The sequence below is a fragment of the Stenotrophomonas sp. YJH_SMC_29 genome, assembly GCF_059371235.1.
Genome location: NZ_JCAFUK010000001.1, coordinates 595,014 through 621,504, shown reverse-complemented (window position 1 = coordinate 621,504; position 26,491 = coordinate 595,014). Strand labels below are relative to the sequence as shown.

The following is a 26,491-nucleotide window of genomic DNA, read 5'->3' as shown; positions in this document are numbered from 1 at the left end:
GTCAGTCCTTCTGAGGGGAGGCGAGCCAACCGCGTGGCAACATGCGGGACAGTGTTGCATCGCGCTGGAACAGGTGGTGGTAGAAGGCAGCGCCGGCATGTGCCAGCACCACCGCGATCAGCAGCCAGAAGCCATATTCGTGCAGGGCATGGGACACCGCGACGACCTGCGGATCCGGCGCGCTCAGCTTGGGCACGTCAACCAGGCCGAACCAGCGGAACGGGCGCAGGCCACTGGCCGAATCGTACAACCAGCCCGACAGCGGAATGGCGAACATCAGCACGTACAGCAGCACGTGGGTGGCGCTGGCGATGCGCTCCTGCCAGCTGGGCACGCCCGGCACCGGCTTCGGCGCACCGGCATACAGGCGCCAGCCGAGACGGAACAGCACCAGGGCCAGGACCGTGATGCCGATCGACTTGTGCGCGGTGTACACCCAGAAGTACTTGGGCGTCTTGGGCAGTTCGCCCATGGTCAGGCCGACCACGCCGAGGGCGAGGATCAGCAGTGCGATCAACCAATGCAGGATCTGGCTGACACTTCCCCACGCGGCGGGGGTGTTCTTGGCGGTCATGAAGGGTCCTTGGGGGCCGTCGTGTGGTCGGAGTGGGAAACAGGAGCCGGAGTTCCCGGGGCGTCGTTGCGGTCGAGGGTGGCTTCGGCCTCGATCCGCACCTGCACCGCATCACCGATGACGCCCGGCCAGGCGGTGATGCCGAACGCGCGCCGGCTCAGCGTGGTGCTGGCGGAAAACCCGGCGGTGCGCCGGAACGGCGGGAGCGGATAGCGCTTGAGCGCGTTGAAGGTCACTTCCAGAATGACCTCCTGGCTGACCCCGCGCAGGGTCAGCGTGCCGATCACGCGCGCGTGTCGGGCGTCGATCGGTTCCACCCGATGGGAGACGAAGCGTGCCGTGGGATGGCGCTCGCCGTCGAGCAGGCTGCGCGCCAGCGTGGCCTGGTTCCACTTGGCGTCACCAAGGTCCAGTCGCGACACCGGAATGTCCACTTCCACGGTCGCATCGCGCCAGTTGTCGGGATCGAACAGCACTCGGCCCTGGCTGCCGGACACCGTGCCCATGGCCTGCGAGTAGCCGGCGTGGTCGATGGAGAACAGCACCCGCGTATGCACCGGATCGAGGCGGTAGGTATCAGCCGCCGCCCAGGCAGGAGCGGTGGCGAGCAGCATCGGCAGCAGGGCCAGGCAGGGACGCATCGATGGCGGGCTCCGGAAGGGGACGCTGCGATCATACGCACAGCCCCCCGACAACGTTGCGTACATGGCTGCAACAGTTCGTGGTGGCGCCATCGCTGGAAACAGGCTGTTGCAGCCATGAACCCGGCCCTGTGTGACAATCGGGCCAGGACAGGGGGTTCAGGATGACGAGCGGCTGGCGCCGGTGGTGCCGTGGCATCGCGGGTATGGGACTGCTGCTGATGGCGTTGGCCACGGCGGCTGCGACCCTGGATATCGCAGAAACACCGCGCCTGCGCCGCTTCGGTGCCGCCGAAGGCTTGCCGTCGCGCATGGTGGTGGCGTTGGCCGAGGACCGGCAGGGCCACATCTGGGCCGCCACCGATGGCGGGCTCGCCCGCTACGACGGCAACAGCCTGCGGGTCTGGGAGCACGACCCGGAGCAGCCAGGCGCGCTGCCGGGAAACGAAATCGAGACCCTGCTGATCGATCCGCTGGACCGCGTCTGGGTGGGCATCAACGGCAAGGGCGTGGCCCGCCTGGATGCCGACCGCGAGCGCTTCCGGACCTTCGACAAGGTCAATGCCACCTGCCAGGGGCAGTTCTGGGCACTGGCCTATGTCGACGACGCATTGTGGATCGGCACCAACAACCACGGCGTCTGCCGCCTGGGCGAAGACGGCAGCGTGCGCCTCTACACCCATGATCCAGCGCACCCGGATGGGCTGCCCAGCAACAGCATTTTCACCAGCCTGGTCGATGCGCAGGGGCGCCTGTGGGTGGGCACCGAAGCCGGTGTGGCGCGATGGAATGGCAGCGGATTCGAGCCGGTGGCCGCGTCGCAGCTGGGAACGCTGAGCGTGCTGCGGTTGAGCCGTGATGCGGACGGTTCGATCTGGGTCGGCAGCCAGAACGACGGGCTGTACCGTATCGATGCGCAGGATCGGGTCAGTCGCCCGCGATGGGCCGACAGTGCCCAGCTGCGCTCGGCGCTGGTGCTGGCCGATCGCCAGGGGGGCTACTGGGCCGGCACCTCCGATGGCCTGTTGCGGGGCGACGCGGCCGCGCTGCGCCGGCTGGAGGGCGACCGCGGCAGTGGCTTCCTGACCGCGCACAGCGGTGTGCTGGATCTGCTGCAGGATCACGAGGGTGGGTTGTGGGTGGCCCTGCTGACCCAGGGCCTGGCCTATCTGCCACCGGACTGGCGGCGCTTCTCGATCTGGAACCAGCTCGACGGCAAGCCGTTGGACAGCCAGTACCTGTTGAGTGCGGCCAGCGACGGGAAGAACTACTACGTCGGCTCGGCGCGCGGGGTCTACCAGCTGGATGCGCAGGGCACGCTGCGCCTGCTGGCCACCGATCGGCAGCTGGGCAACGGCGTGGTGTGGTCGGTGCTGCCGCGCCCGGACGGTCGCCTGTGGCTCGGGCGCGGCGGCCGCATCACCCTCTACGATCCGGCCTCCGGTGCATTGCGTGACCTGCGGATCGACGGCAGTGCCGACCTGCGCCAGCGCATCGATCTGATGCGCGAGGCCCCTGACGGTACGGTGTGGGTGTCGGTGATGGGCCTGGAACTGCAGCAGCGAAGTGCAGAGGGCCGGCTGCTGCACCGCTATCCGCTGGAGTATTTCCGCGGTACCGCCGATGCGCCGATCGAGCAGATCCGCTTCGACGCCCACGGCCGGCCGTGGGTGATGGGTGACATGGGCATCTGGCGTGAGCAGGCCGGACGCTTCGAGGCGGTGCCGGGCGTATCGCGGGGGCCGATCTACGACCTGGTGTGGATCGATCCGCAGCAGTTGTGGCTGGCGCGCCAAGGTGCTTTCGAGCGCTACCAGTGGGACGGCATGAGCCTGCGCCTGATCCAGCGCATCGACGGCGGCGCCGGCGTGCCACCGCTGACCATGGGGGGGCTGGCCCTGGCCGCCAACGGCCAGTTGTGGGCGACCACGCCGCGCGGCCTGCTGCGCTGGGATCCGAAGACGCGGCGCCTGCAGCAGTTCAACGAGCGCGACGGCCTGTCCGACGCGGAGTTCACGGGCCGGCCACCGGCGGTGAACGCCGATGGTCGCGTGCTGGCGGTGACCCAGACCGGTTTGGTTGCCTTCGATGTGAACGCCGACGACACCGTGCTGCCGGCGTCATCGCTGGTGATCGCCGAAGTGCGGGTGCGCCGCGACGACGCCCGCGGCTGGCAGCCGTTGCCGCTCACCGGCACCCTGCTGCTGGGGCCGGATGACCGCGACCTGCAGATCGATGCGCGGCTGCTGTCCTACGCCAGCCCGCAGGGCAACCGCTACCGGTTCCGCGTGCAGGGCTACGACCAGGACTGGGTGGAGCAGGGCGGTGATGGCCAGCGCACCCTGTCGCGGCTGCCGACCGGCAGCTACCTCATCGAGGTACAGGCCGCGACTGCCCGGGGCGCGTGGACGCCTTCGCAGCAATTGCAGGTGAAGGTGCTGCCGCCGTGGTGGCGAAGCGGCATGGCGATCTTCGGCTACATCCTGCTGGGGTCGTTGCTGCTGGTGATCCTGGTCTGGTCGATCCGGGCGCGGCTGCGGCGTCGCCAGCAGTGGCAGTTGACGGTGCACAAGCAGCAGCTGGCCGAACAGGCCTCGCAGGCCAAGAGCCGTTTCCTGGCCACGCTGGGCCATGAAGTGCGCACGCCGATGACCGGCGTGCTGGGCATGAGCGAACTGCTGCTGGCCACCCCGCTGGACCCGGTACAGCGCAGCTATGCCGGCTCGATCCAGCAGGCCGGCAGCCACCTGCTGCGGCTGGTCAATGATGCGCTGGACCTGGCCCGCATCGAAGCCGGGCGGCTGGAACTGGACCTGCGCCCGTTTGACCTCGGCGAACTGCTCGACCAGGTGCAGGGCCTGATGCAGCCGATGGCGCAGCAGCGCCAGTTGGAATTCCGGCGCGGCGAGGACCCGCCCGGGCCGATCACGGTCAGTGGCGACGAGATGCGGGTGCGCCAGATCCTGCTGAACCTGCTCGGCAACGCCATCAAGTTCACCGAACGTGGCCACGTCGGCCTGGCCGTCCGCCTGGAAGAAAAGGGCGGGCTGTGCTTTGAAGTGCATGACAGCGGCCCGGGCATCAATGCCGAGCAGCAGCAGCGCCTGTTCCATCGCTTCGAGCAGGCTGACGGCCCGCGCACTGCCTCGCGCTACGGGGGCAGCGGGTTGGGGCTGGCGATCTGCCAGGAGCTGGCGGTGGCGATGGGCGGGCGTATCGATGTGGTCAGCCAGCCCGGCAGGGGCGCGCGCTTCCGCGTTCGCCTGCCATTGCCCTGGACGCGGCAGGCTGTCAGCCCGGCGGGCGAGGCGGCAGTGCTGCCGGTACTGCCACCGTTGCGCATCCTGCTGGTGGAGGACGATGCCACGGTGGCCGAGGTCATCGCCGGCCTGTTGCGCGTGCGCGGGCACACGGTGGTGCACGTGCTGCACGGCCTGGGCGCGTTGTCGGAGATCGCCACCGACGGCTTCGACGTGGGCCTGCTCGATCTCGATCTGCCCGCGCTGGATGGTACGGCCATCGCCCGCCAGCTGCGCACGATGGGCTATGACCTGCCCCTTGTGGCGGTGACCGCCCGTTCCGATGCCTATGCCGAAACCCAGGTGCTGGCGGCTGGCTTCGATGGCTTCCTACGCAAGCCGGTGACCGGCGACCTGCTGGTGGCGGCCATCGCCCAGGCGCGTGCGAAGCGACAGGCGACTGCGTGACCGCGCCGGCGCCGGGCGTGAACGGTGCGACTTTCGGTTTACCATGCCGACGCCCGCGGCGCGGGAATCATCAGGACCAGCGTGAGGAGGCAATCGGTGGTGTATCTGCGGGCGGCGATGCTGCTGCTGGTCCTGCTGTGCTGCGCGTTGCCCGTTGCGGCACAGCCGGTGCCGCCCAGCCCACGGCAGGTGACGGTGTTCGACGGCCTGCCGTCCAATACCGTCAACCGCATGGCCGAGGATCGCTACGGCTACCTGTGGATCGCCACCAACGATGGCCTGGCCCGCTACGACGGGCGTACCTACCGGGTGTGGCGTTCCGAGGACGGGCTGCGTGACAACCGCATCTGGACGGTGCTGGTCGATGCCCGCAACCAGTTGTGGATAGGCACCGAGAACGCAGGCCTGGTACGCATGTCGGCCGACCGCAGGCAGCTGCACTTCTACGACCGCAGCAGCCAGCCGCTGATGGGCACCAACACGGTCTGGAGCCTGGCCAGCACGCCCGACGGCTCGATCTGGTTCGGCACCCACGAGGGCGGCCTGTACCGCCTGGACAGCCAGGACCGCCTGCAGCGCTTCCTGCCCGAGCCGAACAATCCGCGCAGCCTGCCGTCGTCGTCGGTGCCCTATCTGGCCACGCTGCCTGATGGCAGCCTGTGGATCGGCACCAAGCATGGCGTGGCGCGCTGGACCGGGACCGACTTCGAGCGCGTCGGCACGGACATCATTCCCAGCCTGCTGATCAACGGCCTGACCACCGAGCCGGACGGCAGCCTGTGGATCAGCACGATGGCCGGGGCCACCGTGCGCCGCCCGGACGGCCGCTTCGAGGCACCGCCGTGGAAGCTGCCACCGGGCGAGCAGGTGCTGGGCATGATGCTGCGCGACGAGCAGGGCGGGCACTGGCTGGACACGCGCACCGGGTTGGGACGTGCGGTGGATGGCCAGTACCAGACCGTGCCGCTGTACAGCGTCATCGCACGCGGCCCGGTACGGCCGAACTGGACCGGTGCCTATGAGGATCGGGAAGGCGGCATCTGGCTGGCCAGCACCAACGCCGGCCTGTGGCACCTGTTGCCGCGCTGGTGGCAGTTCTCGGTGCTGTCGCGCCTGGAGGACGACCCCACCTCGCTGCGCAATGCACTGGTGCTGGGCACCAGCCCGTCCAGCAACGGCGGCGTCTGGACGGTGGGCAGCCACGGTGCGCTGGATCGCTTCGATCCGAAGACGGGCCGGATCGAGCAGCACCGCACCTGGGTCAACGGCATGCACTGGCTGACCTCGGTGAGGGAGGACCGGCGCGGGCAGGTGTGGATTGGATCGAACGACGCATTGGTGCGCTATGACCCGCAGCGGCGCGAGCTGCGTCGCTGGGGCCGTGATGCCGGTGCTGATGCGGCGATGGAAGGGGTCATCGAATCGATGATGACCTGTGACGGCGACAGCCTCTGGCTGATGCTGCCCGCCGGCCTGCAGCAGCGCGACCTTGACGGACACCTGCGGCGCCAGCTGGACAATGGCCAGCGTGGGCTGCAGCAGGGCCAGCTCAACCTCGACGTGGAATGCGGACCGCAGGACCACATCTGGCTGGCCAGCAGTCGCGGCCTGTTGCAGTGGCTGCCGGAAAGCGAACGCTTCCAGCCGGTGCCGGGCGCGCCGGCAACCGCCATCCACGCGCTGCACGTGGGCCGGGATGGCCAGGTCTGGCTGTCCGAGGATGGCCGACTGTCGCGTTACCGCTGGAGCCAGGGGCGCCTGGAACGACAGGCGGTGGTGGGGGCCGAGCAGGGCTATCCGGCAATCTCCGCGACCGGCCTGGTGGTCGATGCACAGGGCGTGGCGTGGGCGACCAGCGCACGCGGCTTGGTGCGTGTCAGTGCGGATGGGCAGAGCGTGCGCCTGTATGGCGTGCACGACGGCCTGCCGAGCCAGGAATTCCGCGACCACACCTTGATCGCGGCGGGCGACGGCCATCTGGTGGCCGGAACGGCGGCAGGTGCGGTGGTGTTCGACCCGGAGCAGGTGCGGCCCTCGGTGCGTCGCGCCCCGCTGGTGATCGAGCGGGTGGAGGTGCGCCGCAACGAGCAGGTGCTGGACATGACCCACGATGCGCCGTTGCAGATCGCCGACGGCGACCGCGACCTGCGCATCGTCGCGCGGCTGCTGTCCTTCGCCGACTCGGCGTCAAATACCTACCGCTACCGCCTGGCCGGCTACGACCCCGATTGGGTCGAAGTCGGCCCGGCCGGCGAGCGCCTGTTCTCGCGCCTGGCGCCGGGCAGCTACCGGCTGGAAGTGCAGGCCCGGTCGGCCGACCACGTGTGGTCGCGGGTGCAGAGCCTGGAATTCCGCGTACAGCCGCCATGGTGGCGCAGCCTGTCCGGCCTGCTGGTGCTGGCGTCGGTCGGGCTGCTGCTGACCAGCTGGTTCGCTTGGTTGTACCGTCGCCGCCTGCAGCGGCGCCACGCCTACCAGCTGGCGCTGCACAAGCAGGAACTGGCCGAGCAGGCTTCAGCGGCCAAGACCCGTTTCCTGGCCAATCTGGGCCATGAGATCCGTACGCCGATGACCGGTGTGCTGGGCATGAGCGAGCTGTTGCTGGCGTCGCCACTGGACCCGCAGCAGCGCGGCTACACACAGTCGATCCGGCATGCCGGCGAGCACCTGCTGCACCTGGTCAACGATGCGCTGGACCTGGCGCGGATCGAGTCCGGTCGCCTGGAGCTGCAGTCGAAGACCTTTGCGTTGAACGGCCTGCTGCACGACCTGGCGGCCCTGATGGGCCCGCTGGCCGCGCAGAAGGGCCTGCGCTTCACCCTCGACAACCAGCTGCCGCCGGGGCTGCAGGCCACCGGCGATGCCATGCGCGTGCGGCAGATCCTGCTCAACCTGCTGTCGAACGCGGTGAAGTTCACCAGCCGTGGCACCATCACCCTGCACGCGCGCTGCGATGGCGAACTGCGCGCACTGCACTTCGAAGTGCGTGACACCGGCCCCGGCATCAGCCAGGAACAGCAGCAGCGCCTGTTCCGCCGCTTCGAGCAGGCCGACGGTGCACGTACCGCCGCGCAGTACGGCGGCAGCGGCCTCGGCCTGGCCATCTGCCGCGAGCTGGCGCACGCGATGCAGGGGCGCATCCAGGTGGAGAGCCAGCTGGGCCGGGGCACCTGTTTCGGTGTGACCCTGCCATTGCCGCTGGTGGTGGACAGTGATGCCGAGGGCGCTGCCGACGGGCATCGCGACGAGGCGGCCAACGTGCCGCCACTGCGGGTGCTGCTGGTCGAAGACGATGCCACCGTAGCCGATGTGGTGCGCGGACTGCTGAGCGCGCGTGGCCACGAGGTGGTGCACGCCGGCCATGCGCTGGCGGCGCTGCGCGAGATCAGTGCGGGCGATTTCGACGTCGGCCTGCTGGACCTGGACCTGCCGGGCCTGAGCGGTTTCGAGCTGGCCCAGCACCTGCGCAACCAGGGCTACATGCTGCCGTTGCTGGCGGTGACCGCACGGACCGACCCGGACCTGCAGCAGCAGGTGGAAGCGGTCGGCATCGGTGGCTTCCTGCGCAAGCCGGTGACCGGCGAGCTGCTGGTGGACGCGATTGCCAGGGTGATGGGCAGGTAGGGAGTTCGGCAGGGCCTGCGGCCCTGCACCTGCTGCAAGCCGGAGGAACAGCAACAGCAACAGCAGAAGCAAAAGCTGGCTTCCTGTGGGATGGCGGGGTGGATCCGGTTGCGGGAGACGCCGTAAACCCATCCATGGGGGCTTGGCCGCGGCATCCATGCCGCGGACACTCCCGCAACCGGACCCACCCCGCCTTCGACAGTTTTCCGCGATCTGTCGGAGCACGGGGTCGGATCCCGTTGCTGCGCAACGGGCTCTGACCCCAATCTGGAATTCGAGATCTGACAGATGTGTCGACCAAGGTCGACACCTACCAACAACCGCGCGTTCCAACAGTCGCTGTTACCCACAGCCGCGTGAACCTGTCAGAGGTGGGGCGGTGTGGGCTTGCAGGACCGTTGGCGCCATGGATGGCGCCATCGAGCCCCCAGGGGTGAGGGCGCTTTGCTTGCGAAGCACTGCTTCGCGAGCACCCGAACGCCCAGCCGCCAGCGGCTGGGCCGGACCGCGGAGCGGGGTTTACGGCGTGTGCTGCAAGCCCACACCGCCCCGCCAACCCACGGAATGCTCGCTGTTGTTGTTGCCGGCCAGCGGCCGGCACTACCGCGGGTGCAGGGCCGCAGGCCCTGCCGAACCCCTTCACTCCGCGACGTGCTCGACCTGCCGCGGTTCGGGCTTGGTGTCGGGCAGCTGCCAGAAGATCATCGTCGAGGTCAGGGTGATCGCGCCGACGCACAGGAATGTCGCGTGCAGTGCTGCGGTGGCGCTGTTGCTGTCCAGGTGATTGCCGAACGCGGCCAGCAGGCTGCCGGCGGCTGCGGCACCGAAACCGGCGGCCAGCATCATCACCATCGACAGCAGGCTGTTGCCGGAGCTGGCGAATTCGCGGTCCAGATCGCGCAGGGTCACGGTGTTCATCACGGTGAACTGCAGCGAATTGACCGCACCGAAGAAGGCCAGTTGCAGCAGGCGCCAGGCCAGGTGCTGGCCCGGTGTCATCAGGACGAAGCTGGCCATCGCCAGGCCCACCAGCACGGTGTTGACCATCAGCACGCGGCGGTAGCCATAGCGCTCGACCAGCTTCACCGCCAGCTTCTTCGACACCATGCCGGCCGCCGCCACCGGCACCATCATCAGGCCGGCGTTCATCGGGCCCAGGCCGAGGCCGACCTGCAGCAGCAACGGGATCAGCATCGGCATGGCACTGCTGCCGATGCGCGAGAACAGGTTGCCCAGGATGCCGATGCGGTAGCTGGGCACACGGAACAAAGCCAGCGAAAACAGCGGCGCGGTGGAGTTGGCGGCGTGCAGCCAGTAGCCCACCAGCGCAGCCAGGCCGGCCACGGTCATCAGCATCACCAGCGCATGTGGCGTACCCAGGCCGGAGATGCCGTCCAGCGCCAGCGACAGCACCACCATCGCGAAGGCCAGCATGATGTAGCCACGCAGGTCGAAGCGGGTGCGATGGCTGGCGTAGTGGTCGGGCATGATCTTCATCGCGGCGATGAAACCGATCACGCCGATCGGCAGGTTGATCAGGAACACCCAGTGCCATGAGGCGATCTCGACCAGCCAGCCGCCCAGCGTGGGGCCGATCAGCGGGCCAACCAGCGCGGGGATGGCGATGAAGCTCATCGCGCGCAGGAAATCCTCGCGTGGCACCGAACGCATCACTGCCAGGCGGCCCACGGGAAGCAGCATCGCGCCGCCGATGCCCTGCAGCACGCGCGCCCCGACCAGCTGGTGCAGGTGCTGGGCCAGCGCGCACGCAAGCGAGCCGAGCGTGAACAGGATGATCGCCACCAGGAACGTGCGGCGGGTGCCGTAGCGGTCGGCGATCCAGCCGGAGGCGGGAATGAAGGTGGCCACCGCCAGCGCGTAGCTGAACACCACCGACTGCATCTGCAGCGGGCTCTCGCCCAGGCTGGCCGCCATCGCCGGCAGCGCCGTGTTGACGATGGTCGAGTCCAGCATCTGCATGAAGATCGCCAGGGACACCAGCCACAGCAGGGGGCGGTGGCGGTTGTAGGTCGATGACGATGTAGGCATGGCGTGCGGCCGGTGCAGCGTGGGGGCCGCCATGATCGCGCAACGCGGGTCACGGCGCGATCAAGGTCGCGCCGTGATGGCCTGCGGAATGCTCAGCGCTGGCTGTGCGCGTGCACCGCGTCGACCAGCACCTGGACGTGTGCCGGGTCCATGTCCGGCGACATGCCGTGGCCAAGGTTGAACACATGGCCCTCGCGCGAGCCGCCGTTGCCAGCGGCATAGGTGTCGAGCACGCGTGCGGCGGCCGCGGCGATCGCATCCGGCGAGGCGTACAGCGTGGTCGGGTCGAGGTTGCCCTGCAGGGCGACGCGGCCACCAGTGCGCCGCAGTGCCTCGTCCAGGTCCAGCGTCCAGTCCAGGCCCAGCGCATCGGCACCGGTGTGCGACAGCGCTTCCAGGTGCAGGCCGGTGCCTTTGCCGAACAGGATCAGCGGCGTGCGCTCGCTGCCTTCGCCGCGCTCCAGCTCCTCGGCGATGCGCTGCAGGTAGCGCAGCGAGAACTCGCGGTACATCGACGGCGACAGTACGCCACCCCAGGTGTCGAACACCTGCAGCGCCTGTGCACCGGCCGCGCGCTGCGCGCCGAGATAGGCGATCACGGCGTCGGTGGTGACCTCCAGCAGGCGGTGCAGGGCCTGCGGGTGGTTCAGTGCCATGGCCTTGATGCGCGCAAAGTCCTTGCTGCCACCGCCTTCCACCATGTAGCAGGCCAGTGTCCACGGGCTGCCGGAGAAGCCGATCAGCGGCACCTGGCCGTCCAGTTCGCGGCGGATCAGGCGCACCGCATCCATCACGTAGCCCAGGTCCTGTTCCATGTCCGGCACCGCCAGCCGGGCGATGGCGGCTTCGTCACGCACCGGGTGCCGGAACTTCGGGCCTTCGCCTTCGACGAAGTACAGCTCCAGGCCCATCGCATCGGGAATGGTGAGGATGTCCGAGAACAGGATGGCCGCATCCAGCGGGAAGCGGCGCAGCGGCTGCAGGGTGACTTCGCAGGCAATCTCCGGGGTCTTGGCCATGGCCAGGAAGCTGCCGGCCTTGGCCCGGGTCGCGCGGTACTCCGGCAGATAGCGGCCGGCCTGGCGCATCAGCCAGACTGGGGTGCAGTCCACCGGTTCGCGGCGGAGGGCGCGCAGCAGGCGATCGTTGCGGAGAGGGCTGGTCACGATGGGCATTCCTTGGGCGAAAGTTGGCAGCGGCGTCAGTCGCCGTGCGAGAGAATCTGGAAACCGCGATGCAGTTCGGCATCGCGGGCCTTCTCGAAGGCGTGGCGGGCTTCGTCAGCGTGCAGGAACAGCTCGCGCCGCAACTGCGAGCGGCTGCCGACGCGACCGCTCTCGCGCAGCAGCTCCCAGCCGCCGAACAGGTCCGGCTGCAGGCTCAGGCGCAGGAAGCGTGGTGCCTGCGCACCGGCGTCGGGATGTTGCAGGTAGACGTGCATGGGCCGATTGTAGCGGGGCCAGGGTGACCCCGGCCGCAACGCGGTCGTGCCGGCCGCTGGCCGGCAATCCCCCCGCGCATCCCGGCTCTACCGGGCCGACAGCACCTTCAGCACCGCCGCCTCATCCACGTCCGGCACCACTTCGGCACGCCCCATGCCGCGCCACAGCACCAGGCGCAGGCGGCCGGCCACGTTCTTCTTGTCCAGGCGCATGCGGCCGAGCAGGGCCTGCGGGTCGAGCCCGGCCGGGATCGCCACGGGCAGGCCCAGGCGTTCCAGCAACGCCTGCAGGCGCACGCGGTCGGTATCGTCGGCCAGGCCCAGGTCGGTGGACAGCTTCGCCGCCAGCACCATGCCCACCGCCACCGCCTCGCCATGGTTCAGCGCATCGCGGCCGGGCGCGGAGTAGCCCTGCTCGGTTTCGATGGCATGGCCGAAAGTGTGGCCGAGGTTGAGCAGGGCACGTTCGCCCTTCTCGAACGGATCGCGCTCGACGATGGCGGCCTTGTGCCGGCAGCTGCGCGCGATGGCTTCGGCCAGCGAAGCATCCTCGCCGGCCAGCAGCGCATCGGCATGCTGCTGCAGCCATTCGAAGAACACGGCATCACCCAGCGCGCCGTACTTGACCACTTCGGCCAGGCCCGCACGCAGCTCGCGCGGCGGCAGGGTGGCCAGCACGCGGGTATCGGCGATGACCGCGCGCGGCGGATGGAACGCACCGACCAGGTTCTTGCCGGCCGGAATGTCGACCGCGGTCTTGCCGCCTACCGACGAATCGACCATCGCCAACAAGGTGGTCGGCAGCTGCACGCAGTCGACGCCGCGCATCCAGCAGGCCGCGGCAAACCCGGCGAGATCACCGACCACGCCGCCGCCGAGCGCGAACACGCAGGCATCGCGGGTGGCGCCGAGCGCAGCCAGCGCTTCGATCGCGCGGCCGAATTCGGCCAGGGTCTTGGACGCTTCGCCCGCGGCGAGGACATGCTCGCCGACGATCAGGTCGGGGCGCGCGGCCAGCAGCGCCTGCTTCACCGGCGCCAGATAACGCGGGGCCACTTCGCTGTCGCTGAGCAGCAGCACATGGCGGCCGCGCACATGCGCGGCCAGCGCGGCGCCGTCGGCCAGCGCGCCTGCGCCGATGGTGATGGAGTAGGGCCGGTCGCCGCCAACGGCGACCTGCAGCAGGGCGGGAGAAGTCATGCGTTCAGGTCCTGGCGCTGCCATTGCGTGGCCAGCTTGACCACCAGCTGGGCGGTCGCGTCGGCAGCGGTGTACGGGTCGGTATCGAGGGTGAGGTCGGCCAGTTCGCGGTACAGCGGGTCGCGGTGCGCGGCCAGATCGTGCAGCACCTGCTCGCGGTCCGGGCGCTGCAGCAGCGGCCGGCCCTTGTCGCGGGCCAGGCGTTCCAGCTGCGCGGCCACGCTGACCCGCAGGTAGACCACGAAGCCACGCTGGGCGATCAGTGCACGGTTGTCCGGATCCAGCACCGCGCCACCGCCGGTGGAGACCAGCTGGCCGCGGCCTTCCAGCACGCGGGCCAGGGCCTGGCGTTCATGGTGGCGGAAACCGGCTTCGCCGGCATGCTCGAAAATGGTCGGGATGCCGGCGCCGGCAGCCTCGACGATGGCCTGGTCGACATCGACGAAGTCCAGCGTGAAGCGCTCGGCCAGGCGGCGGCCGATGCAGGTTTTGCCGGCGCCCATCGGGCCGATCAGGATCAGGTTCGGAGCAGGATTCATGCCCTCTGATGCTAACACCTCCGTGCCCTGGCCTTTACGTTCTTCACGTCAGGGTGGGCATTCCTGCGGGGGTTCCCGCGCCAACCGGAGCACAGGTCATGACGGTCGCCAAGGTCATCGAGATCACCGCCTCCTCGCCGAAGAGCGTGGAGGACGCGGTGCGCAGCGGACTGAAGAAGGTTTCCGAGACGGTCAAGGGCATCCAGGGCGCCTGGGTGAACGAGACCAAGGTGGTCACCAACGGCAGCGGCGAGATCACCGAATGGCGGGTCAACCTGCGGGTGACCTTCCTGGTGGAATAGCCGCGCTCAGCGCACGGCCTGCACCTGCCGCTGGCCGTCCAGGACCACGACGTGGTCGGCAAGCGTGGGAAGCGTGCGCAGTGCCTGTCGGCTGACCCGCTCGTAGTACTGCACGAAACGCTCCAGCTGCGGCCGGCTCATGCCGTGCCGGCCCGGCTGCGCGGCCTGCAGGTTCTGCTCCTGCTGCCAGCGCCAGCGCGGTACCACCGCGAAATCCGGCGGTTGCAGGAACCACAGGCGGTCGCAGCGCTGCCACAGCGCGGGGTAGTCGCGGGCCAGCGCCTGGTTGCACCAGCGGCGCCAGCGGCCGTCGCTGTCGGCTTCGCGTTCCAGCGCGTTCAACGGGGCATCCAGTGCAGCGTCATCCTGCGCGGGCGTACCGAGGAACCATCCCTCGAACACCAGCAGGTCCAGTGGCGTGTCCAGGTGCGGCCATTGCGCCTCGGCCAAGCGTTCATCGGCCAGCTTGTCAAAGCGCGGCATCGCCAGGGGGCGGCGCGCTGCAACGGCGTCCAGCACGCTGTGCGCCAGCGTCAGGTCATGGGTACCGGGCGGGCCGCGGGTCATCAGCAGCGGATGCACCTGGCGCGCCAGGCGCTGGCGCTGCGCACGGGTCAGGTAGACATCGTCGATCGACAGGCTGGCCGCGCACAGGCCGCGGGCCCGGGCGCGTGCGACCACCTGTGCGGCCAGCGTCGATTTGCCGCTCCCCTGCAGGCCGCTGATCGCCAATACTGGAACCGCTGCACCGCTGGACAGTGCATCGTCCAGCGCCTGTTCGGCCAATGTTTCGGGGAATCCTTTCACCTGGGGCATATACGCAGCAGCGGCCATGCAGCCACAATAGCCCAAACCGTGTGAGAACAACGCCATCATGAGCGACCTGTACGCCGAAGCCCTGTCCACGTTTGCCCGCCTGTTCGAGGAGGCCAAACAGAGCCGCGAGGTCGAGCCCAACGCGATGACCGTGGCGACTGCAGATGCGCAGGGGCGCCCGTCGGCGCGCACCGTGCTGCTGAAGGCCTTCGACGAGCGCGGCTTCGTCTTCTACACGCACCTGGACAGCCACAAGGGCCGTGAGCTGCGGTCCAATCCGCAGGCCGCGCTGCTGTTCCTGTGGCGCAGCCTGCGCGAGGCCGGCATCCAGGTGCGCATCGAGGGTCGTGTCGAGCAGGTCGCCGACGCCGAGGCCGACGCCTATTTCGCCAGCCGCCCGCGCATGAGCCAGATCGGCGCCTGGGCCTCGCAGCAGTCGAAGACGCTGGCAACCCGCGAGGAGTTCGACGCGCGCGTGGCCGAGGTCGAAGCGCGCTTCGAAGGCAAGGACGTGCCGCGCCCGGAAGGCTGGAGCGGCCTGCGCGTGGTGCCCGACCGCATCGAGTTCTGGTACGGCGCGCAGTTCCGCCTGCACGAGCGCTGGTGCTATGAAGCCGGTGCGGAAGGGCGCTGGAGCAAGCGCCTGCTGTATCCGTGACCGGCAGCGCGGCCACGATCCGCCCGGCCACGGCGGCCGATGCGGTCGCGTGGGCGCAGCTGCGTCTGGGCCTGTGGCCCGATGCCGATGATCCGCTGGAGACGCTGGTGGCGGCGCTGGCCGAGGACGCAGGTGCGGTTTTCCTGGCGTGTGCAGCGGGTGGCCAGGCGATCGGCTTCGCCGAAGTGCGCCTGCGCCATGACTACGTGAACGGCACCGATTCCTCGCCGGTGGGCTTCCTGGAGGGCTGGTACGTGCAGCCGCAGTGGCAAGGCTGCGGCGTGGGCCGCGCCCTGCTGGCGGCGGTGCGGGCATGGACGCGCGACGCGGGCTGCCGCGAACTGGCTTCGGACAGTCGCGTGGAAGACGTGCAGGCTCACGCCGCGCATCGGGCCTGCGGCTTCGAAGAGACCGAACGGGTGGTCTATTTCCGCATGCCACTGGAGCCATCGGCGTGAATCGCGTGGCGCTGTATCGCGTGGTGGTGTTTGTTCCATCGGCCGCGCTGGACGCAGTGAAGCGAGGCATCCTCGCGGTGGATGCGCTCGCGGCCGGCGACTACGAGCATGGCATGTGGTGGTCGGCGCCGGGATTCGAGCAGTTCCGCCCACGCATGGGGGCGTCGCCCGTGCAGGGTGAAGCGGGTCGCACCGAAGTGGTCGACAGCGTGCGCCTGGAATTCTGCCTGCCGCGCGATCCGCAGCGGCTGCAGCGCATCTTCGAGCAGGGCATCGTGCCGCATCATCCGTGGCAGGTACCGGTGGTGCAGGTGGAGGACATCGAGCTGCTGCTCGCTGACGGGCGGCGGTTGTAGAGCCGGGCCATGCCCGGCTGCTTTCGCGCGAACATCAGCCGAGCATGGGCTCGGCTTTACAGGCCTTCAGCGCGCAACCAGCGCCACAGCGTGGTGCGGGATACCCCCAGCGCCTGCGCCATGCCCTCACGATCATGCCGGTGTTCCCGCAGCAGTGCTTCCAGCTGCGCACGCGGTGGCCGCTTGCCGTTGCTTTCCAGCGGCAACGTCGCGACACCTTCATGCACCAGCTCGGGTGCCAGCTGCAGCAGCCGCGCCGCATCGATCAGCCCTTCACCGGGCTGCCAGTGGATGCGCAGCCGATCGACCAGATTGCGCAGTTCGCGCACGTTTCCCGGCCACTCGGCCGCGCTCAGTACCGCCAGTGCCTCCTCATCCAACGGCGCGTCGATGCCACGCAGCTGGCGGAAGAAGTGCTGTGCCAGCAACGGGATGTCACCACGTCGCGCGCGCAGCGCGGGCAGGGTGATGCGCAGCGCGGCCAGCCGGTAGTACAGGTCGCGACGGAAGCTGCCGGTCGCCGCGCGCTGCTCCAGCGACTGCAGGGTGGCGGCCACCACGCGCAGGTCGACCGGGGTCGGTTCGGTGGCACCGACGCGCAGCACCTCCCGTTCCTCCAGCACCCGCAGCAGGCGGGTCTGCAGCGGTAGCGGCAGCTCGCCGATTTCATCCAGGAACAGGGTGCCGCCGTCGGCCGCTTCGACCAGGCCGACGCGGCCGCCGCGACGCGCGCCGGTGAAGGCGCCGTCGCTGTAGCCGAACAGTTCGGCTTCCAGCAGCGACTCACTGATCGCGCCGCAGTTCAGCGCCACGAAGCGTCCACGACGGCCACTGGCCGCATGCAGCTGGCGCGCCACCAGTTCCTTGCCGGTGCCGGTTTCGCCGCTGACCAGCACGGTGCTGTCATGCGGCGCGTAGAGCGCGATCTGCGCACGCACCTGTGCCATCGCGTCGCTGTCGCCGAGCAGTTCATGCGCGTCGCTGCGCACTGCCGGGCGACGGCGCAGGGGCGGCCGGCTGCCCGTGGAGCGGGCCAGGGCCTGGGTCAGTTCGAGGGCGTGTTCGAACGCCTGCCGTACCGAATCGGCCGAGTACAGCAGCACGCCGGGCAGGCCGGCCTGCTCGGCATGGTCGATGGCCATGCCGGTGCCGACGATCACTTCGATGCCGTTGGCACGCAGGTCGGCAATGCAATCGCGTGCGTCCTCGCGGGTGACGAAGCGACGGTGCTCGATCTCCAGGCCAAAACTCTGCTGGAAGTTGCTGAACACCGGTACGTCGCTGGCGTGGGTGACCAGGCCGATGCGGCTGGCGATCCGTCGCGCGCGCGCCAGCGCTTCCATCAGGTCGAAGCCGTTGGCCTGGATCGGCACCAGCGGCAGCTCCAGCCGGTCACGCAGCCACGCCGCATTGGAGCCGCCGGCGATGACCACGTCGCAGTGTTCCCGGCGCAGGCGTTGGCCGATCACGGCCACCGCTTCCTCGAAGCCGAGGTTGATCTGCTCGATGCGCGCGCGACGGTCGAACTCGGGAATGACGTCGCCGAGCAGGCCGGTCAGGCGCGAAACGCTGACGGTCCAGATGACCGGGCGGCCGGGGTCGGCATCGGCGTGGCGCAGGGGCGAGCGGGGCAGGTACACGACGGCAGCCATCGGTCGGAATGTTTCATGATACATCCGTTTCAATGTTTCATATGTTTCACTTTGGTCGACCGGTCACGCCCGTGAAATCAACAGCTTGCAGCTTGGCACGGTGCTTGCGCCTTCGTTTCTGGACTTCAACCTGGATTGCCGCATGACCGCTTCCGCCCCTTTCTCCGCCGGTGCACGCTTCCGTGAGGCGCTGGCTGCCGAATCGCCGCTGCAGGTGATCGGCGCCATCAACGCCAACCATGCCCTGCTGGCCAAGCGCGCCGGCTTCCGCGCCATCTACCTGTCCGGTGGCGGGGTTGCGGCAGGCTCGCTGGGCCTGCCGGACCTGGGCATCAATACGCTGGAAGACGTGCTGGTGGACGTGCGCCGCATCACCGATGTCTGCGACCTGCCGTTGATGGTCGACATCGATACCGGCTTTGGCCCGAGCGCGTTCAACATCGCGCGCACCGTGAAGTCGCTGATCAAGGCCGGTGCGGCCGCCTGCCACATCGAGGACCAGGTCGGTGCCAAGCGTTGCGGTCACCGTCCGGGCAAGGAGATCGTCTCGCAGGGTGAAATGGTCGACCGTGTGAAGGCCGCTGCCGATGCCAAGACCGATCCGGACTTCTTCCTGATCGCGCGTACCGATGCCATCCAGGTGGACGGCGTGGACAAGGCGATCGAGCGCGCCATCGCCTGCGTCGAGGCCGGTGCCGACGGCATCTTCGCCGAGGCCGCCTACGATCTGGACACCTACCGCCGCTTCGTGGACGCGGTGAAGGTGCCGGTGCTGGCCAACATCACCGAATTCGGTGCCACCCCGCTGTTCAGCCGCGATGAACTGGCCTCGGCCGGCGTCGCCATCCAGCTGTTCCCGCTGTCGGCGTTCCGCGCGGCCAACAAGGCGGCCGAGAACGTCTACCAGGCAGTGCGCCGCGATGGCCACCAGCGCAACGTGGTGGAGACCATGCAGACCCGCGAAGAGCTGTACGACCGCATCGGCTACCACGCCTTCGAGCAGCAGCTCGATGCGCTGTTCGCCGCCAAGAAATAAGCAGTACCCTGCACCATCAAGTTTCGGAGGGAAACATGAACGATACGACCGCAACCCCGACCTTCAAGCCGAAGAAGTCCGTCGCCCTGTCCGGCACCGCGGCCGGCAACACCGCGCTGTGCAGCGTGGGCCGCAGCGGCAACGACCTGCACTACCGCGGCTATGACATCCTGGACCTGGCCAACACCAGCGAGTTCGAGGAAATCGCCTACCTGCTGGTGCACGGCAAGCTGCCGACCCGCGCCGAGCTGGTTTCGTACAAGGCCAAGCTGAAGTCGCTGCGTGGCATCCCCGCCGCGGTGAAGGCCGCGCTGGAAGAGCTGCCGCCGTCGGCGCATCCGATGGACGTGATGCGCACCGGCGTGTCCGTGCTCGGCTGCGTGGCACCGGAGAAGGACGACCACAACCACCCGGGCGCGCGTGACATCGCCGACAAGCTGATGGCCTGCCTCGGTTCGATGCTGCTGTACTGGTACCACTGGAGCCACAACGGCCGCGCCATCGACGTGGAAACCGACGATGATTCGATCGGCGGCCACTTCCTGCACCTGCTGCATGGCGAAAAGCCGCAGGATTCGTGGGTGAAGGCGATGCACACCTCGCTGATCCTGTACGCCGAGCACGAGTTCAACGCCTCGACGTTCACCTGCCGTGTCATCGCCGGTACCGGCAGCGACATGTACAGCGCGATCTGCGGTGGCATCGGGGCGCTGCGTGGCCCGAAGCATGGCGGCGCCAACGAAGTGGCGTTCGAAGTGCAGAAGCGCTACGACAACCCGGATGAGGCCGAGGAAGACATCAAGGCGCGCGTCGAGCGCAAGGAAGTGGTGATCGGTTTCGGCCACCCGGTCTATACCGTCTCCGATCCGCGCAATAAGGTGATCAAGGACGTGGCCCGCGAGCTGTCCGAGGAACAGTCGAGCATGAAGATGTACGACATCGCCGAGCGCCTGGAATCGGTGATGTGGGACATCAAGAAGATGTTCCCGAACCTGGACTGGTTCAGTGCGGTCAGCTACCACATGATGGGCGTGCCGACCGCGATGTTCACCCCGCTGTTCGTGATCGCGCGCACCGCCGGCTGGAGCGCGCACATCATCGAGCAGCGCATCGACGGCAAGATCATCCGCCCGAGCGCCAACTACATCGGCCCGGAAGACCGCGACTTCGTCGCCATCGACAAGCGCGTCTGATCCTCCTGCTGTCCCCATCCGGCCGGCCGCGTGCCGGCCGGATGCTCTCGCCGCCGCTCCGCCGGCACCCGGCCCGCCCCAAGTACTCCGCCAGCCCATGAATACCGATTACCGCAAGAACCTCCCCGGCAGCGCGCTGGATTATTTCGACGCGCGCGCCGCGGTCGATGCGATCCAGCCCGGCGCCTACGCCACCCTGCCGTACACCTCGCGCGTGCTGGCCGAGAACCTGGTGCGCCGCTGCGATCCGGCCACGCTCGGCGATTCGCTGAAGCAGCTGATCGAGCGCCGTCGCGACCTCGACTTCCCGTGGTTCCCGGCACGCGTGGTGTGCCACGACATCCTCGGCCAGACCGCGCTGGTGGACCTGGCCGGCCTGCGTGATGCGATCGCCGACAAGGGCGGCGACCCGGCCAAGGTCAATCCGGTGGTGCCGGTGCAGTTGATCGTCGATCACTCGCTGGCGGTGGAGTGCGGTGGCTACGATCCGCAGGCGTTCGAGAAGAACCGCGCCATCGAGGATCGCCGCAACGAAGACCGTTTCCACTTCATCGACTGGACCAAGCAGGCGTTCCAGAACGTGGACGTGATTCCGCCGGGCAACGGCATCATGCACCAGATCAACCTGGAGAAGATGTCGCCGGTGATCTACGTGCAGGACGGCGTGGCCTTCCCGGATACCTGCGTGGGCACCGACAGCCACACCCCGCACGTGGACGCGCTGGGCGTGATCGCGATCGGTGTTGGCGGCCTGGAAGCGGAGAACGTGATGCTCGGCCGCGCGTCGTGGATGCGCCTGCCGGATATCGTCGGCGTCGAGCTGACGGGCAGGCCGCAGCCGGGCATCACCGCCACCGACGTGGTGCTGGCGCTGACCGAATTCCTGCGCAAGGAGCGCGTGGTCGGCGCGTACCTTGAATTCTTCGGCAAGGGAGCGGCGGCACTGACCATCGGTGACCGCGCCACCATCTCCAACATGTGCCCCGAATACGGCGCGACCGCCGCGATGTTCTACATCGACGGGCAGACTATCGACTACCTGCGCTTGACCGGCCGCGAGGAATCGCAGGTGGCGCTGGTCGAGAATTACGCGCGCACCACCGGCCTGTGGGCCGACGCGCTGGCCACCGCGCAGTACGAGCGCGTGCTGCGCTTCGACCTGTCCAGCGTGGTGCGCAACATGGCCGGCCCCTCGAATCCGCACAAGCGCGTGGCCACTGCCGAGCTGGCCGAGCGCGGCATCGCCGACGAAGCCAAGCTGGCAGCGGGCAAGGCCGAGCAGGCCCAGGGCCTGATGCCGGATGGCGCGGTGATCATCGCCGCCATCACCAGCTGCACCAACACCTCCAACCCGCGCAACGTGATCGCCGCCGGCCTGCTGGCGCGCAAGGCCAACGAACGTGGCCTGCTGCGCAAGCCGTGGGTGAAGTCGTCGCTGGCGCCGGGCTCGAAGGCGGTGCAGCTGTACCTGGAAGAAGCCGGCCTGTTGCCCGACCTGGAGAAGCTCGGCTTCGGCATCGTGGCGTTCGCCTGCACCACCTGCAACGGCATGAGTGGCGCGCTGGATCCGGCGATCCAGCAGGAGATCATCGACCGTGACCTGTATTCCACGGCCGTGCTGTCGGGCAACCGTAATTTCGACGGCCGCATCCACCCGTATGCGAAGCAGGCCTTCCTGGCGTCGCCGCCGCTGGTGATCGCCTATGCCATCGCCGGCACCGTGCGTTTCGACATCGAGAAGGACGTGCTGGGCGTGGACGCCGACGGCAATGAGGTGCGGCTGAAGGACATCTGGCCGAGCGATGCCGAGATCGACGCGGTGGTGAAGGCCGCGGTGAAGCCGGAGCAGTTCCGCCGCGTCTACAACCCGATGTTCAACGTACGCGTGGAGCATGGTGCGGCGGTCAGCCCGCTGTACGACTGGCGCCCGCAGAGCACCTACATCCGCCGCCCGCCGTACTGGGAAGGCGCGCTGGCCGGGGAGCGCACGCTGTCGGGCATGCGCGCGCTGGCAGTGCTGCCGGACAACATCACCACCGACCACCTGTCGCCGTCCAACGCGATCCTGGCATCCAGCGCGGCCGGTGAATACCTGGCGAAAATGGGCCTGCCGGAAGAGGACTTCAATTCCTACGCGACCCACCGTGGCGACCACCTGACCGCGCAGCGCGCCACCTTCGCCAACCCGAAGCTGTTCAACGAGATGGTGCGCAACGACGACGGCAGCGTGAAACAGGGCTCGCTGGCGCGGGTGGAGCCGGAAGGCAAGGTGATGCGCATGTGGGAAGCGATCGAGACCTACATGGACCGCAAGCAGCCGCTGATCATCATCGCCGGTGCCGACTACGGCCAGGGCAGCTCGCGTGACTGGGCCGCCAAGGGCGTGCGCCTGGCCGGTGTGGAAGCGATCGTGGCCGAAGGCTTCGAACGCATCCACCGCACCAACCTGATCGGCATGGGCGTGCTGCCGCTGGAGTTCAAGCCGGGCACTACCCGCCTGACCCTGGGCATCGACGGTACCGAGACCTTCGACGTGATCGGCGAGCGCACCCCGCGCGCCGACCTGACCCTGGTCATCCACCGCCGCGACGGCCAGGACGTGATCGTGCCGGTCACCTGCCGCCTGGACAGCGACGAGGAAGTGGCGATCTACGAAGCCGGTGGCGTGCTGCAGCGCTTCGCCCAGGACTTCCTGGAAGGCGCCAAGGTGGCGTGATACCGGCCTGAATGCCTGCCCCCGGAGGCCGGGGGCGGGCTTGTCCGACACCCGGGCAGGGCGCACACTGACTTGGCAAAAACTGCCAATGGAGAGTCTCATGGCCACCATGAACATTTCGCTGACCGACCCGCTCAAGCAGTTCGTGGACGAGGAAGTGCGCGAAGGCGGCTACTCCAGTACGTCGGACTACGTGCGTGACCTGATCCGCCAGCGCCAGCGCAGCAAGGCGGAAGAGCTGCTCAAGCAGTTGATAGCCGAGGGGCTGGCTTCTGGGCCTGGCGTCCCGGTGACGGCCGACACATTCGAGCGCATGCGTCGCGAACTGACCGAAAGGATGGAGCGTGAAGGCGATTGAATGGCGGCCCAAGGCCGAAGCCGACGCAGCCGATGCCGCGCTGTGGTTCGCACGGCAGGGTGGGCTGGTACTGGGTCGGCGCTTGCTCGCCGAGTTGGAAGCCACGCTTCAGCGCATCGCGGTGTTTCCTGGCTCGGGTTCCACCCGGCACGCCGACCTCGCAGCACAGCTGCCGGTGCCGTTGCGCTTCATGCTGGTTCCGGGCTTCGAACGCTACCTCGTTTATTACCTCGATCGACCGGACCGTGTGGACATCATGCGTGTGTGGTGCGTTGATCGTGGTCTTGACGCGCTGACGCAAGACATTTCCTGAAATTCAAACGCGTGGATTCGACGATGACCTTCCTCCCGCAACTCCGTATTCCCGCCACCTACATGCGCGGTGGCACCAGCAAGGGCGTGTTCTTCCGCCTGCAGGACCTGCCCGAGGCCGCGCAGGTGCCGGGCGCCGCACGGGATGCGATGCTGATGCGCGTGATCGGCTCGCCCGACCCATATGGCAAGCAGACCGACGGCATGGGCGGTGCAACGTCCAGCACCAGCAAGTGCGTGATCATCTCCACCGCCTCTATGCCGGACCACGACGTCGACTACCTGTACGGCCAGGTCTCGATCGACACCGCCTTCGTCGACTGGAGCGGCAACTGCGGCAACCTCAGCACGGCAGTGGGGCCGTTCGCGATCGCCAACGGGCTGATCGATCCGGCCCGCGTGCCGCGTGATGGCCTGTGTACCGTGCGCATCTGGCAGGCCAACATCGGCAAGACCATCATCGCCCACGTGCCGATGCGCGACGGCGAAGTCCAGGAGATCGGCGATTTCGAGCTGGATGGCGTGACCTTCCCGGCCGCTGAGATCCAGCTGGAGTTCATCGATCCGTCCGATGACGGCGATGCGGGTGCCATGTTCCCGACCGGCAACCTGGTCGACACCCTGGACGTGCCGGGCGTGGGTCGTTTCGAGGTGACCATGATCACCGCCGGCATCCCGACCATCTTCCTCAATGCAGCCGACCTGGGCTACACCGGCACCGAGCTGCAGCCTGCAATCAACGAAGACAAGGCGGCGCTGCAGAAATTCGAGGCCATTCGTGCTTACGGCGCGCTGCGCATGGGCCTGATCCCGAAACTGGAAGACGCCGCGACCCGCCAGCACACGCCGAAGGTGGCCTTCGTGGCGCCGGCACAGGACTACGTGTCGTCCAGTGGCAAGGCCATCCCGGCCTCGGCCATCGACCTGCACGCGCGGGCGCTGTCGATGGGCAAGCTGCACCACGCGATGATGGGCACTGCCGCGGTTGCAATCGGTACCGCAGCGGCGATCCCGGGCACGCTGGTCAATCGCGCGGCCGGTGGTGGCGAACGCGAAGCGGTGACCTTCGGCCATCCCTCCGGTACGTTGCGCGTGGGTGCGCAAGCCGGTCTCGTTGACGGCCAGTGGACAGTGACCAAGGCCATCATGAGCCGCAGCGCCCGCGTGCTGATGGAGGGCAAGGTGCGGGTGCCGGCCGAGTGATGCTCGGGTAACCGCCAACCGGGGTTGGCATGGTGCACGGGCAACCGTGCACTCCCACGAGGAGGCCCACGATGTCCGACAGCCACACCCGATCCAACGAGCGTGCAGCGTGGGATGCGCTGCTGGTGGACATCGTCGATTACGTACGCGACGCGCGCATCGACTCGCCGCTGGCGTTCCAGACCGCGCACCACTGCCTGCTCGACACGCTCGGCTGCGGCCTGGAAGCACTGTCCTTCCCGGCCTGCAGCAAGCTGCTCGGCCCCCTGGTGCCGGGCATCAGCGTGGTCAACGGTGCGCGCGTGCCGGGTACGCACTACGTGCTGGACCCCGTGCAGGCGGCTTTCAACCTTGGCGCGATGGTGCGCTGGCTGGATTTCAACGACACCTGGCTGGCCGCGGAATGGGGTCACCCCTCGGACAACCTGGGCGGCATCCTCGCCGTCTGCGACTGGCTGGGGCGCAACGCGCAGGCCCTGCGCCGCCCGGTGCCCACGGTGCACGACGTGCTGTTGGCGATGATCAAGGCGCACGAGATCCAGGGCGTGCTGGCCCTGCAGAATTCCTTCAACCGCGTCGGGCTGGACCACGTGGTGCTGGTCAAGGTCGCCACCACCGCGGTGGTCGCGCAGTTGCTTGGGCTCGACCGCGAACACATGCTCAATGCACTGTCGCTGGCCTGGGTGGATGGCCAGGCGCTGCGCACCTACCGGCATGCGCCCAACACCGGCTCGCGCAAGAGCTGGGCGGCCGGCGACGCGACCAGTCGTGGCGTGCGACTGGCGCTGATGGCGGCCAGCGGCGAGATGGGTTACCCCAGCGTGCTGAGTGCGCCGACCTGGGGCTTTGAAGCGGTATCGATGCACGGCAGGGCCCTGACGCTGGGGCGACCGCTGGGCAGCTATGTGATGGAGAACGTGCTGTTCAAGATCAGCTACCCGGCCGAGTTCCACGGCCAGACGGCGGTGGAGGCGGCGATCACGCTGCACCAGCAGCTGCGCGCGATGGGGCGACGGGTCGAGGACATCGCGCATATCGCCATCCGGACCCAGGAAGCCTGCATCCGCATCATCGACAAGCAGGGACCGCTGCATAATCCGGCCGACCGCGACCACTGCGTGCAGTACATGGTCGCCATCGCACTGCTGCACGGGCGGCTTGTGGCCGAGGACTACGAGGATGACGTCGCGGCCGACCCGCGCATCGACGCGCTGCGCGCAAAGATGGCCTGCCATGAGGACCCGCAGCTCAGCGCCGATTACCTGGACCCGGGCAAGCGCAGCATCGCCAACGGCCTGACAGTGCGCTTCATCGATGGCACCGCATTGCCGGAGGTGCTGGTGGAATACCCGCTCGGCCACGCGCGTCGCCGCCAGGAGGGAATCCCGCTGCTGATGGACAAGTTCCGCCGTCACCTGGCCCATCGCTTCCCGACCGTCCAGCAACAGCGCATCCTGGCCGCATCGCTGGACCCGGTGGCCCTGGCGGCAATGCCGGTGCCCGACTACGTGGACCTGTACCTGCCGGGGTAGGGCGATCGGTAGTGCCGGCCGCTGGCCGGCAATTCCATCCAACCTGCCATGCCGGTTGCCGGCCGGCGCCGGCACTTCCCGCACCGGGGCGATTGCCGAATTCGCGTCAACACCTTGACGTGGC

At 68.4% G+C, this 26,491-nt stretch carries 22 protein-coding genes; 13 read left to right on the top strand and 9 right to left on the bottom strand.

The window, feature by feature from the left end:
• Nucleotide 1 precedes the first annotated feature (1 nt).
• Together AC5P9I_RS02920 and AC5P9I_RS02915 are read right to left on the bottom strand one after the other, a co-directional pair.
• Nucleotides 2-574 (bottom strand): cytochrome b, encoded by a 573-nt coding sequence (locus AC5P9I_RS02920; RefSeq protein ID WP_049465672.1) that lies wholly within the window; start codon nt 572-574, stop codon nt 2-4.
• Nucleotides 571-1,215 carry a YceI family protein gene (locus AC5P9I_RS02915; protein WP_049465675.1) on the bottom strand — a complete coding sequence of 215 codons (645 nt, stop codon included), beginning with the start codon at nt 1,213-1,215 and terminating at the stop codon, nt 571-573. Before AC5P9I_RS02915 ends, AC5P9I_RS02920 begins: the two co-directional genes overlap by 4 nt.
• A gap of 164 nt (nt 1,216-1,379) precedes the next feature.
• Here AC5P9I_RS02915 and AC5P9I_RS02910 point away from each other — a divergent pair, with 164 nt between their 5' ends.
• Nucleotides 1,380-4,922: a sensor histidine kinase gene (locus AC5P9I_RS02910; protein WP_049465678.1), complete on the top strand. Its 3,543-nt coding sequence runs from the start codon at nt 1,380-1,382 to the stop codon at nt 4,920-4,922.
• A 96-nt stretch (nt 4,923-5,018) separates the two neighbouring features.
• Nucleotides 5,019-8,546, top strand: coding sequence for a hybrid sensor histidine kinase/response regulator (locus AC5P9I_RS02905; RefSeq protein ID WP_057493478.1), 3,528 nt, complete (start codon nt 5,019-5,021; stop codon nt 8,544-8,546).
• A 639-nt stretch (nt 8,547-9,185) separates the two neighbouring features.
• Here the strand turns inward: AC5P9I_RS02905 and mdtD are convergent.
• The 5 genes from mdtD to AC5P9I_RS02880 form a co-directional block, all read right to left on the bottom strand.
• Complete coding sequence (mdtD, locus tag AC5P9I_RS02900; RefSeq protein WP_130767846.1) at nt 9,186-10,595, bottom strand: multidrug transporter subunit MdtD; 1,410 nt, start codon at nt 10,593-10,595, stop codon at nt 9,186-9,188.
• Between the two features lie 92 nt (nt 10,596-10,687).
• Complete coding sequence (gene hemE / locus AC5P9I_RS02895) at nt 10,688-11,770, bottom strand: uroporphyrinogen decarboxylase (protein WP_049468774.1); 1,083 nt, start codon at nt 11,768-11,770, stop codon at nt 10,688-10,690.
• 26 nt (nt 11,771-11,796) lie between these two features.
• The gene (locus AC5P9I_RS02890) at nt 11,797-12,036 is read right to left on the bottom strand and encodes a WGR domain-containing protein (RefSeq protein ID WP_049468776.1); all 240 of its coding nucleotides are present in this window, start codon (nt 12,034-12,036) and stop codon (nt 11,797-11,799) included.
• An 87-nt stretch (nt 12,037-12,123) separates the two neighbouring features.
• Nucleotides 12,124-13,236: a 3-dehydroquinate synthase gene (aroB, locus tag AC5P9I_RS02885; protein ID WP_049468778.1), complete on the bottom strand. Its 1,113-nt coding sequence runs from the start codon at nt 13,234-13,236 to the stop codon at nt 12,124-12,126.
• Nucleotides 13,233-13,775 (bottom strand): shikimate kinase, encoded by a 543-nt coding sequence (locus AC5P9I_RS02880; protein ID WP_049468779.1) that lies wholly within the window; start codon nt 13,773-13,775, stop codon nt 13,233-13,235. The genes aroB and AC5P9I_RS02880 overlap by 4 nt, the downstream gene beginning before the upstream one ends.
• Before the next feature lie 98 nt (nt 13,776-13,873).
• Here AC5P9I_RS02880 and AC5P9I_RS02875 point away from each other — a divergent pair, with 98 nt between their 5' ends.
• A complete protein-coding gene (locus AC5P9I_RS02875) occupies nt 13,874-14,077 on the top strand; it encodes a dodecin family protein (protein WP_005410663.1) in 204 nt (67 codons plus the stop codon).
• A 6-nt stretch (nt 14,078-14,083) separates the two neighbouring features.
• Here the strand turns inward: AC5P9I_RS02875 and AC5P9I_RS02870 are convergent, their stop codons facing one another.
• Nucleotides 14,084-14,911 (bottom strand): kinase, encoded by an 828-nt coding sequence (locus tag AC5P9I_RS02870; RefSeq protein ID WP_049468782.1) that lies wholly within the window; start codon nt 14,909-14,911, stop codon nt 14,084-14,086.
• A gap of 40 nt (nt 14,912-14,951) precedes the next feature.
• On the opposite strand from AC5P9I_RS02870, the gene pdxH reads away from it, so the two are divergent.
• The 3 genes from pdxH to AC5P9I_RS02855 are packed head-to-tail and all read left to right on the top strand — an operon-like array spanning nt 14,952 to nt 16,365.
• Nucleotides 14,952-15,551 (top strand): pyridoxamine 5'-phosphate oxidase, encoded by a 600-nt coding sequence (pdxH, locus tag AC5P9I_RS02865; RefSeq protein ID WP_049468783.1) that lies wholly within the window; start codon nt 14,952-14,954, stop codon nt 15,549-15,551.
• Nucleotides 15,548-16,009, top strand: coding sequence for an aminoglycoside N-acetyltransferase AAC(6')-Iak (gene aac(6')-Iak, locus AC5P9I_RS02860; protein WP_049468785.1), 462 nt, complete (start codon nt 15,548-15,550; stop codon nt 16,007-16,009). The genes pdxH and aac(6')-Iak overlap by 4 nt, the downstream gene beginning before the upstream one ends.
• On the top strand, nt 16,006-16,365 hold the full coding sequence (locus AC5P9I_RS02855) for a YqfO family protein (protein WP_049468786.1): 360 nt from the start codon (nt 16,006-16,008) through the stop codon (nt 16,363-16,365). The genes aac(6')-Iak and AC5P9I_RS02855 overlap by 4 nt, the downstream gene beginning before the upstream one ends.
• A 56-nt stretch (nt 16,366-16,421) precedes the next feature.
• On the opposite strand, the gene prpR is transcribed toward AC5P9I_RS02855, so the two are convergent.
• Nucleotides 16,422-18,017, bottom strand: coding sequence for a propionate catabolism operon regulatory protein PrpR (prpR, locus tag AC5P9I_RS02850; protein WP_495223775.1), 1,596 nt, complete (start codon nt 18,015-18,017; stop codon nt 16,422-16,424).
• 142 nt (nt 18,018-18,159) lie between these two features.
• Here prpR and prpB point away from each other — a divergent pair, with 142 nt between their 5' ends.
• From prpB to AC5P9I_RS02815, 7 genes are all read left to right on the top strand, one after another.
• Nucleotides 18,160-19,053, top strand: a complete 894-nt coding sequence (gene prpB / locus AC5P9I_RS02845; RefSeq protein WP_005418360.1) for a methylisocitrate lyase — start codon at nt 18,160-18,162, stop codon at nt 19,051-19,053.
• A 35-nt stretch (nt 19,054-19,088) separates the two neighbouring features.
• Nucleotides 19,089-20,246: a bifunctional 2-methylcitrate synthase/citrate synthase gene (prpC, locus tag AC5P9I_RS02840; RefSeq protein ID WP_005418357.1), complete on the top strand. Its 1,158-nt coding sequence runs from the start codon at nt 19,089-19,091 to the stop codon at nt 20,244-20,246.
• A 97-nt stretch (nt 20,247-20,343) separates the two neighbouring features.
• Nucleotides 20,344-22,962 carry a Fe/S-dependent 2-methylisocitrate dehydratase AcnD gene (gene acnD, locus AC5P9I_RS02835; RefSeq protein ID WP_049468787.1) on the top strand — a complete coding sequence of 873 codons (2,619 nt, stop codon included), beginning with the start codon at nt 20,344-20,346 and terminating at the stop codon, nt 22,960-22,962.
• 100 nt (nt 22,963-23,062) lie between these two features.
• Nucleotides 23,063-23,320 (top strand): type II toxin-antitoxin system ParD family antitoxin, encoded by a 258-nt coding sequence (locus AC5P9I_RS02830; RefSeq protein ID WP_019338677.1) that lies wholly within the window; start codon nt 23,063-23,065, stop codon nt 23,318-23,320.
• Complete coding sequence (locus AC5P9I_RS02825) at nt 23,307-23,633, top strand: type II toxin-antitoxin system RelE/ParE family toxin (protein ID WP_130767847.1); 327 nt, start codon at nt 23,307-23,309, stop codon at nt 23,631-23,633. Before AC5P9I_RS02830 ends, AC5P9I_RS02825 begins: the two co-directional genes overlap by 14 nt.
• Before the next feature lie 23 nt (nt 23,634-23,656).
• Entirely contained in the window at nt 23,657-24,835 is a 1,179-nt protein-coding gene (prpF, locus tag AC5P9I_RS02820; protein ID WP_130767848.1) for a 2-methylaconitate cis-trans isomerase PrpF, read from the top strand.
• A 71-nt stretch (nt 24,836-24,906) separates the two neighbouring features.
• Nucleotides 24,907-26,367: a bifunctional 2-methylcitrate dehydratase/aconitate hydratase gene (locus AC5P9I_RS02815; RefSeq protein ID WP_049468790.1), complete on the top strand. Its 1,461-nt coding sequence runs from the start codon at nt 24,907-24,909 to the stop codon at nt 26,365-26,367.
• Nucleotides 26,368-26,491 lie beyond the last annotated feature (124 nt).

Coding starts and splice junctions, on each gene's coding strand:
- hemE (WP_049468774.1), bottom strand. CDS start 11,770: ATGCCCATCGTGACCAGCCCTCTCCGCAACGATCGCCTGCTGCGCGCC.
- AC5P9I_RS02870 (WP_049468782.1), bottom strand. CDS start 14,911: ATGGCCGCTGCTGCGTATATGCCCCAGGTGAAAGGATTCCCCGAAACA.
- pdxH (WP_049468783.1), top strand. CDS start 14,952: ATGAGCGACCTGTACGCCGAAGCCCTGTCCACGTTTGCCCGCCTGTTC.
- AC5P9I_RS02910 (WP_049465678.1), top strand. CDS start 1,380: ATGACGAGCGGCTGGCGCCGGTGGTGCCGTGGCATCGCGGGTATGGGA.
- AC5P9I_RS02920 (WP_049465672.1), bottom strand. CDS start 574: ATGACCGCCAAGAACACCCCCGCCGCGTGGGGAAGTGTCAGCCAGATC.
- AC5P9I_RS02830 (WP_019338677.1), top strand. CDS start 23,063: ATGGCCACCATGAACATTTCGCTGACCGACCCGCTCAAGCAGTTCGTG.
- mdtD (WP_130767846.1), bottom strand. CDS start 10,595: ATGCCTACATCGTCATCGACCTACAACCGCCACCGCCCCCTGCTGTGG.
- prpF (WP_130767848.1), top strand. CDS start 23,657: ATGACCTTCCTCCCGCAACTCCGTATTCCCGCCACCTACATGCGCGGT.
- AC5P9I_RS02815 (WP_049468790.1), top strand. CDS start 24,907: ATGTCCGACAGCCACACCCGATCCAACGAGCGTGCAGCGTGGGATGCG.
- prpB (WP_005418360.1), top strand. CDS start 18,160: ATGACCGCTTCCGCCCCTTTCTCCGCCGGTGCACGCTTCCGTGAGGCG.
- AC5P9I_RS02880 (WP_049468779.1), bottom strand. CDS start 13,775: ATGAATCCTGCTCCGAACCTGATCCTGATCGGCCCGATGGGCGCCGGC.
- acnD (WP_049468787.1), top strand. CDS start 20,344: ATGAATACCGATTACCGCAAGAACCTCCCCGGCAGCGCGCTGGATTAT.
- prpC (WP_005418357.1), top strand. CDS start 19,089: ATGAACGATACGACCGCAACCCCGACCTTCAAGCCGAAGAAGTCCGTC.
- AC5P9I_RS02875 (WP_005410663.1), top strand. CDS start 13,874: ATGACGGTCGCCAAGGTCATCGAGATCACCGCCTCCTCGCCGAAGAGC.
- AC5P9I_RS02890 (WP_049468776.1), bottom strand. CDS start 12,036: ATGCACGTCTACCTGCAACATCCCGACGCCGGTGCGCAGGCACCACGC.
- AC5P9I_RS02915 (WP_049465675.1), bottom strand. CDS start 1,215: ATGCGTCCCTGCCTGGCCCTGCTGCCGATGCTGCTCGCCACCGCTCCT.
- aroB (WP_049468778.1), bottom strand. CDS start 13,236: ATGACTTCTCCCGCCCTGCTGCAGGTCGCCGTTGGCGGCGACCGGCCC.
- prpR (WP_495223775.1), bottom strand. CDS start 18,017: ATGGCTGCCGTCGTGTACCTGCCCCGCTCGCCCCTGCGCCACGCCGAT.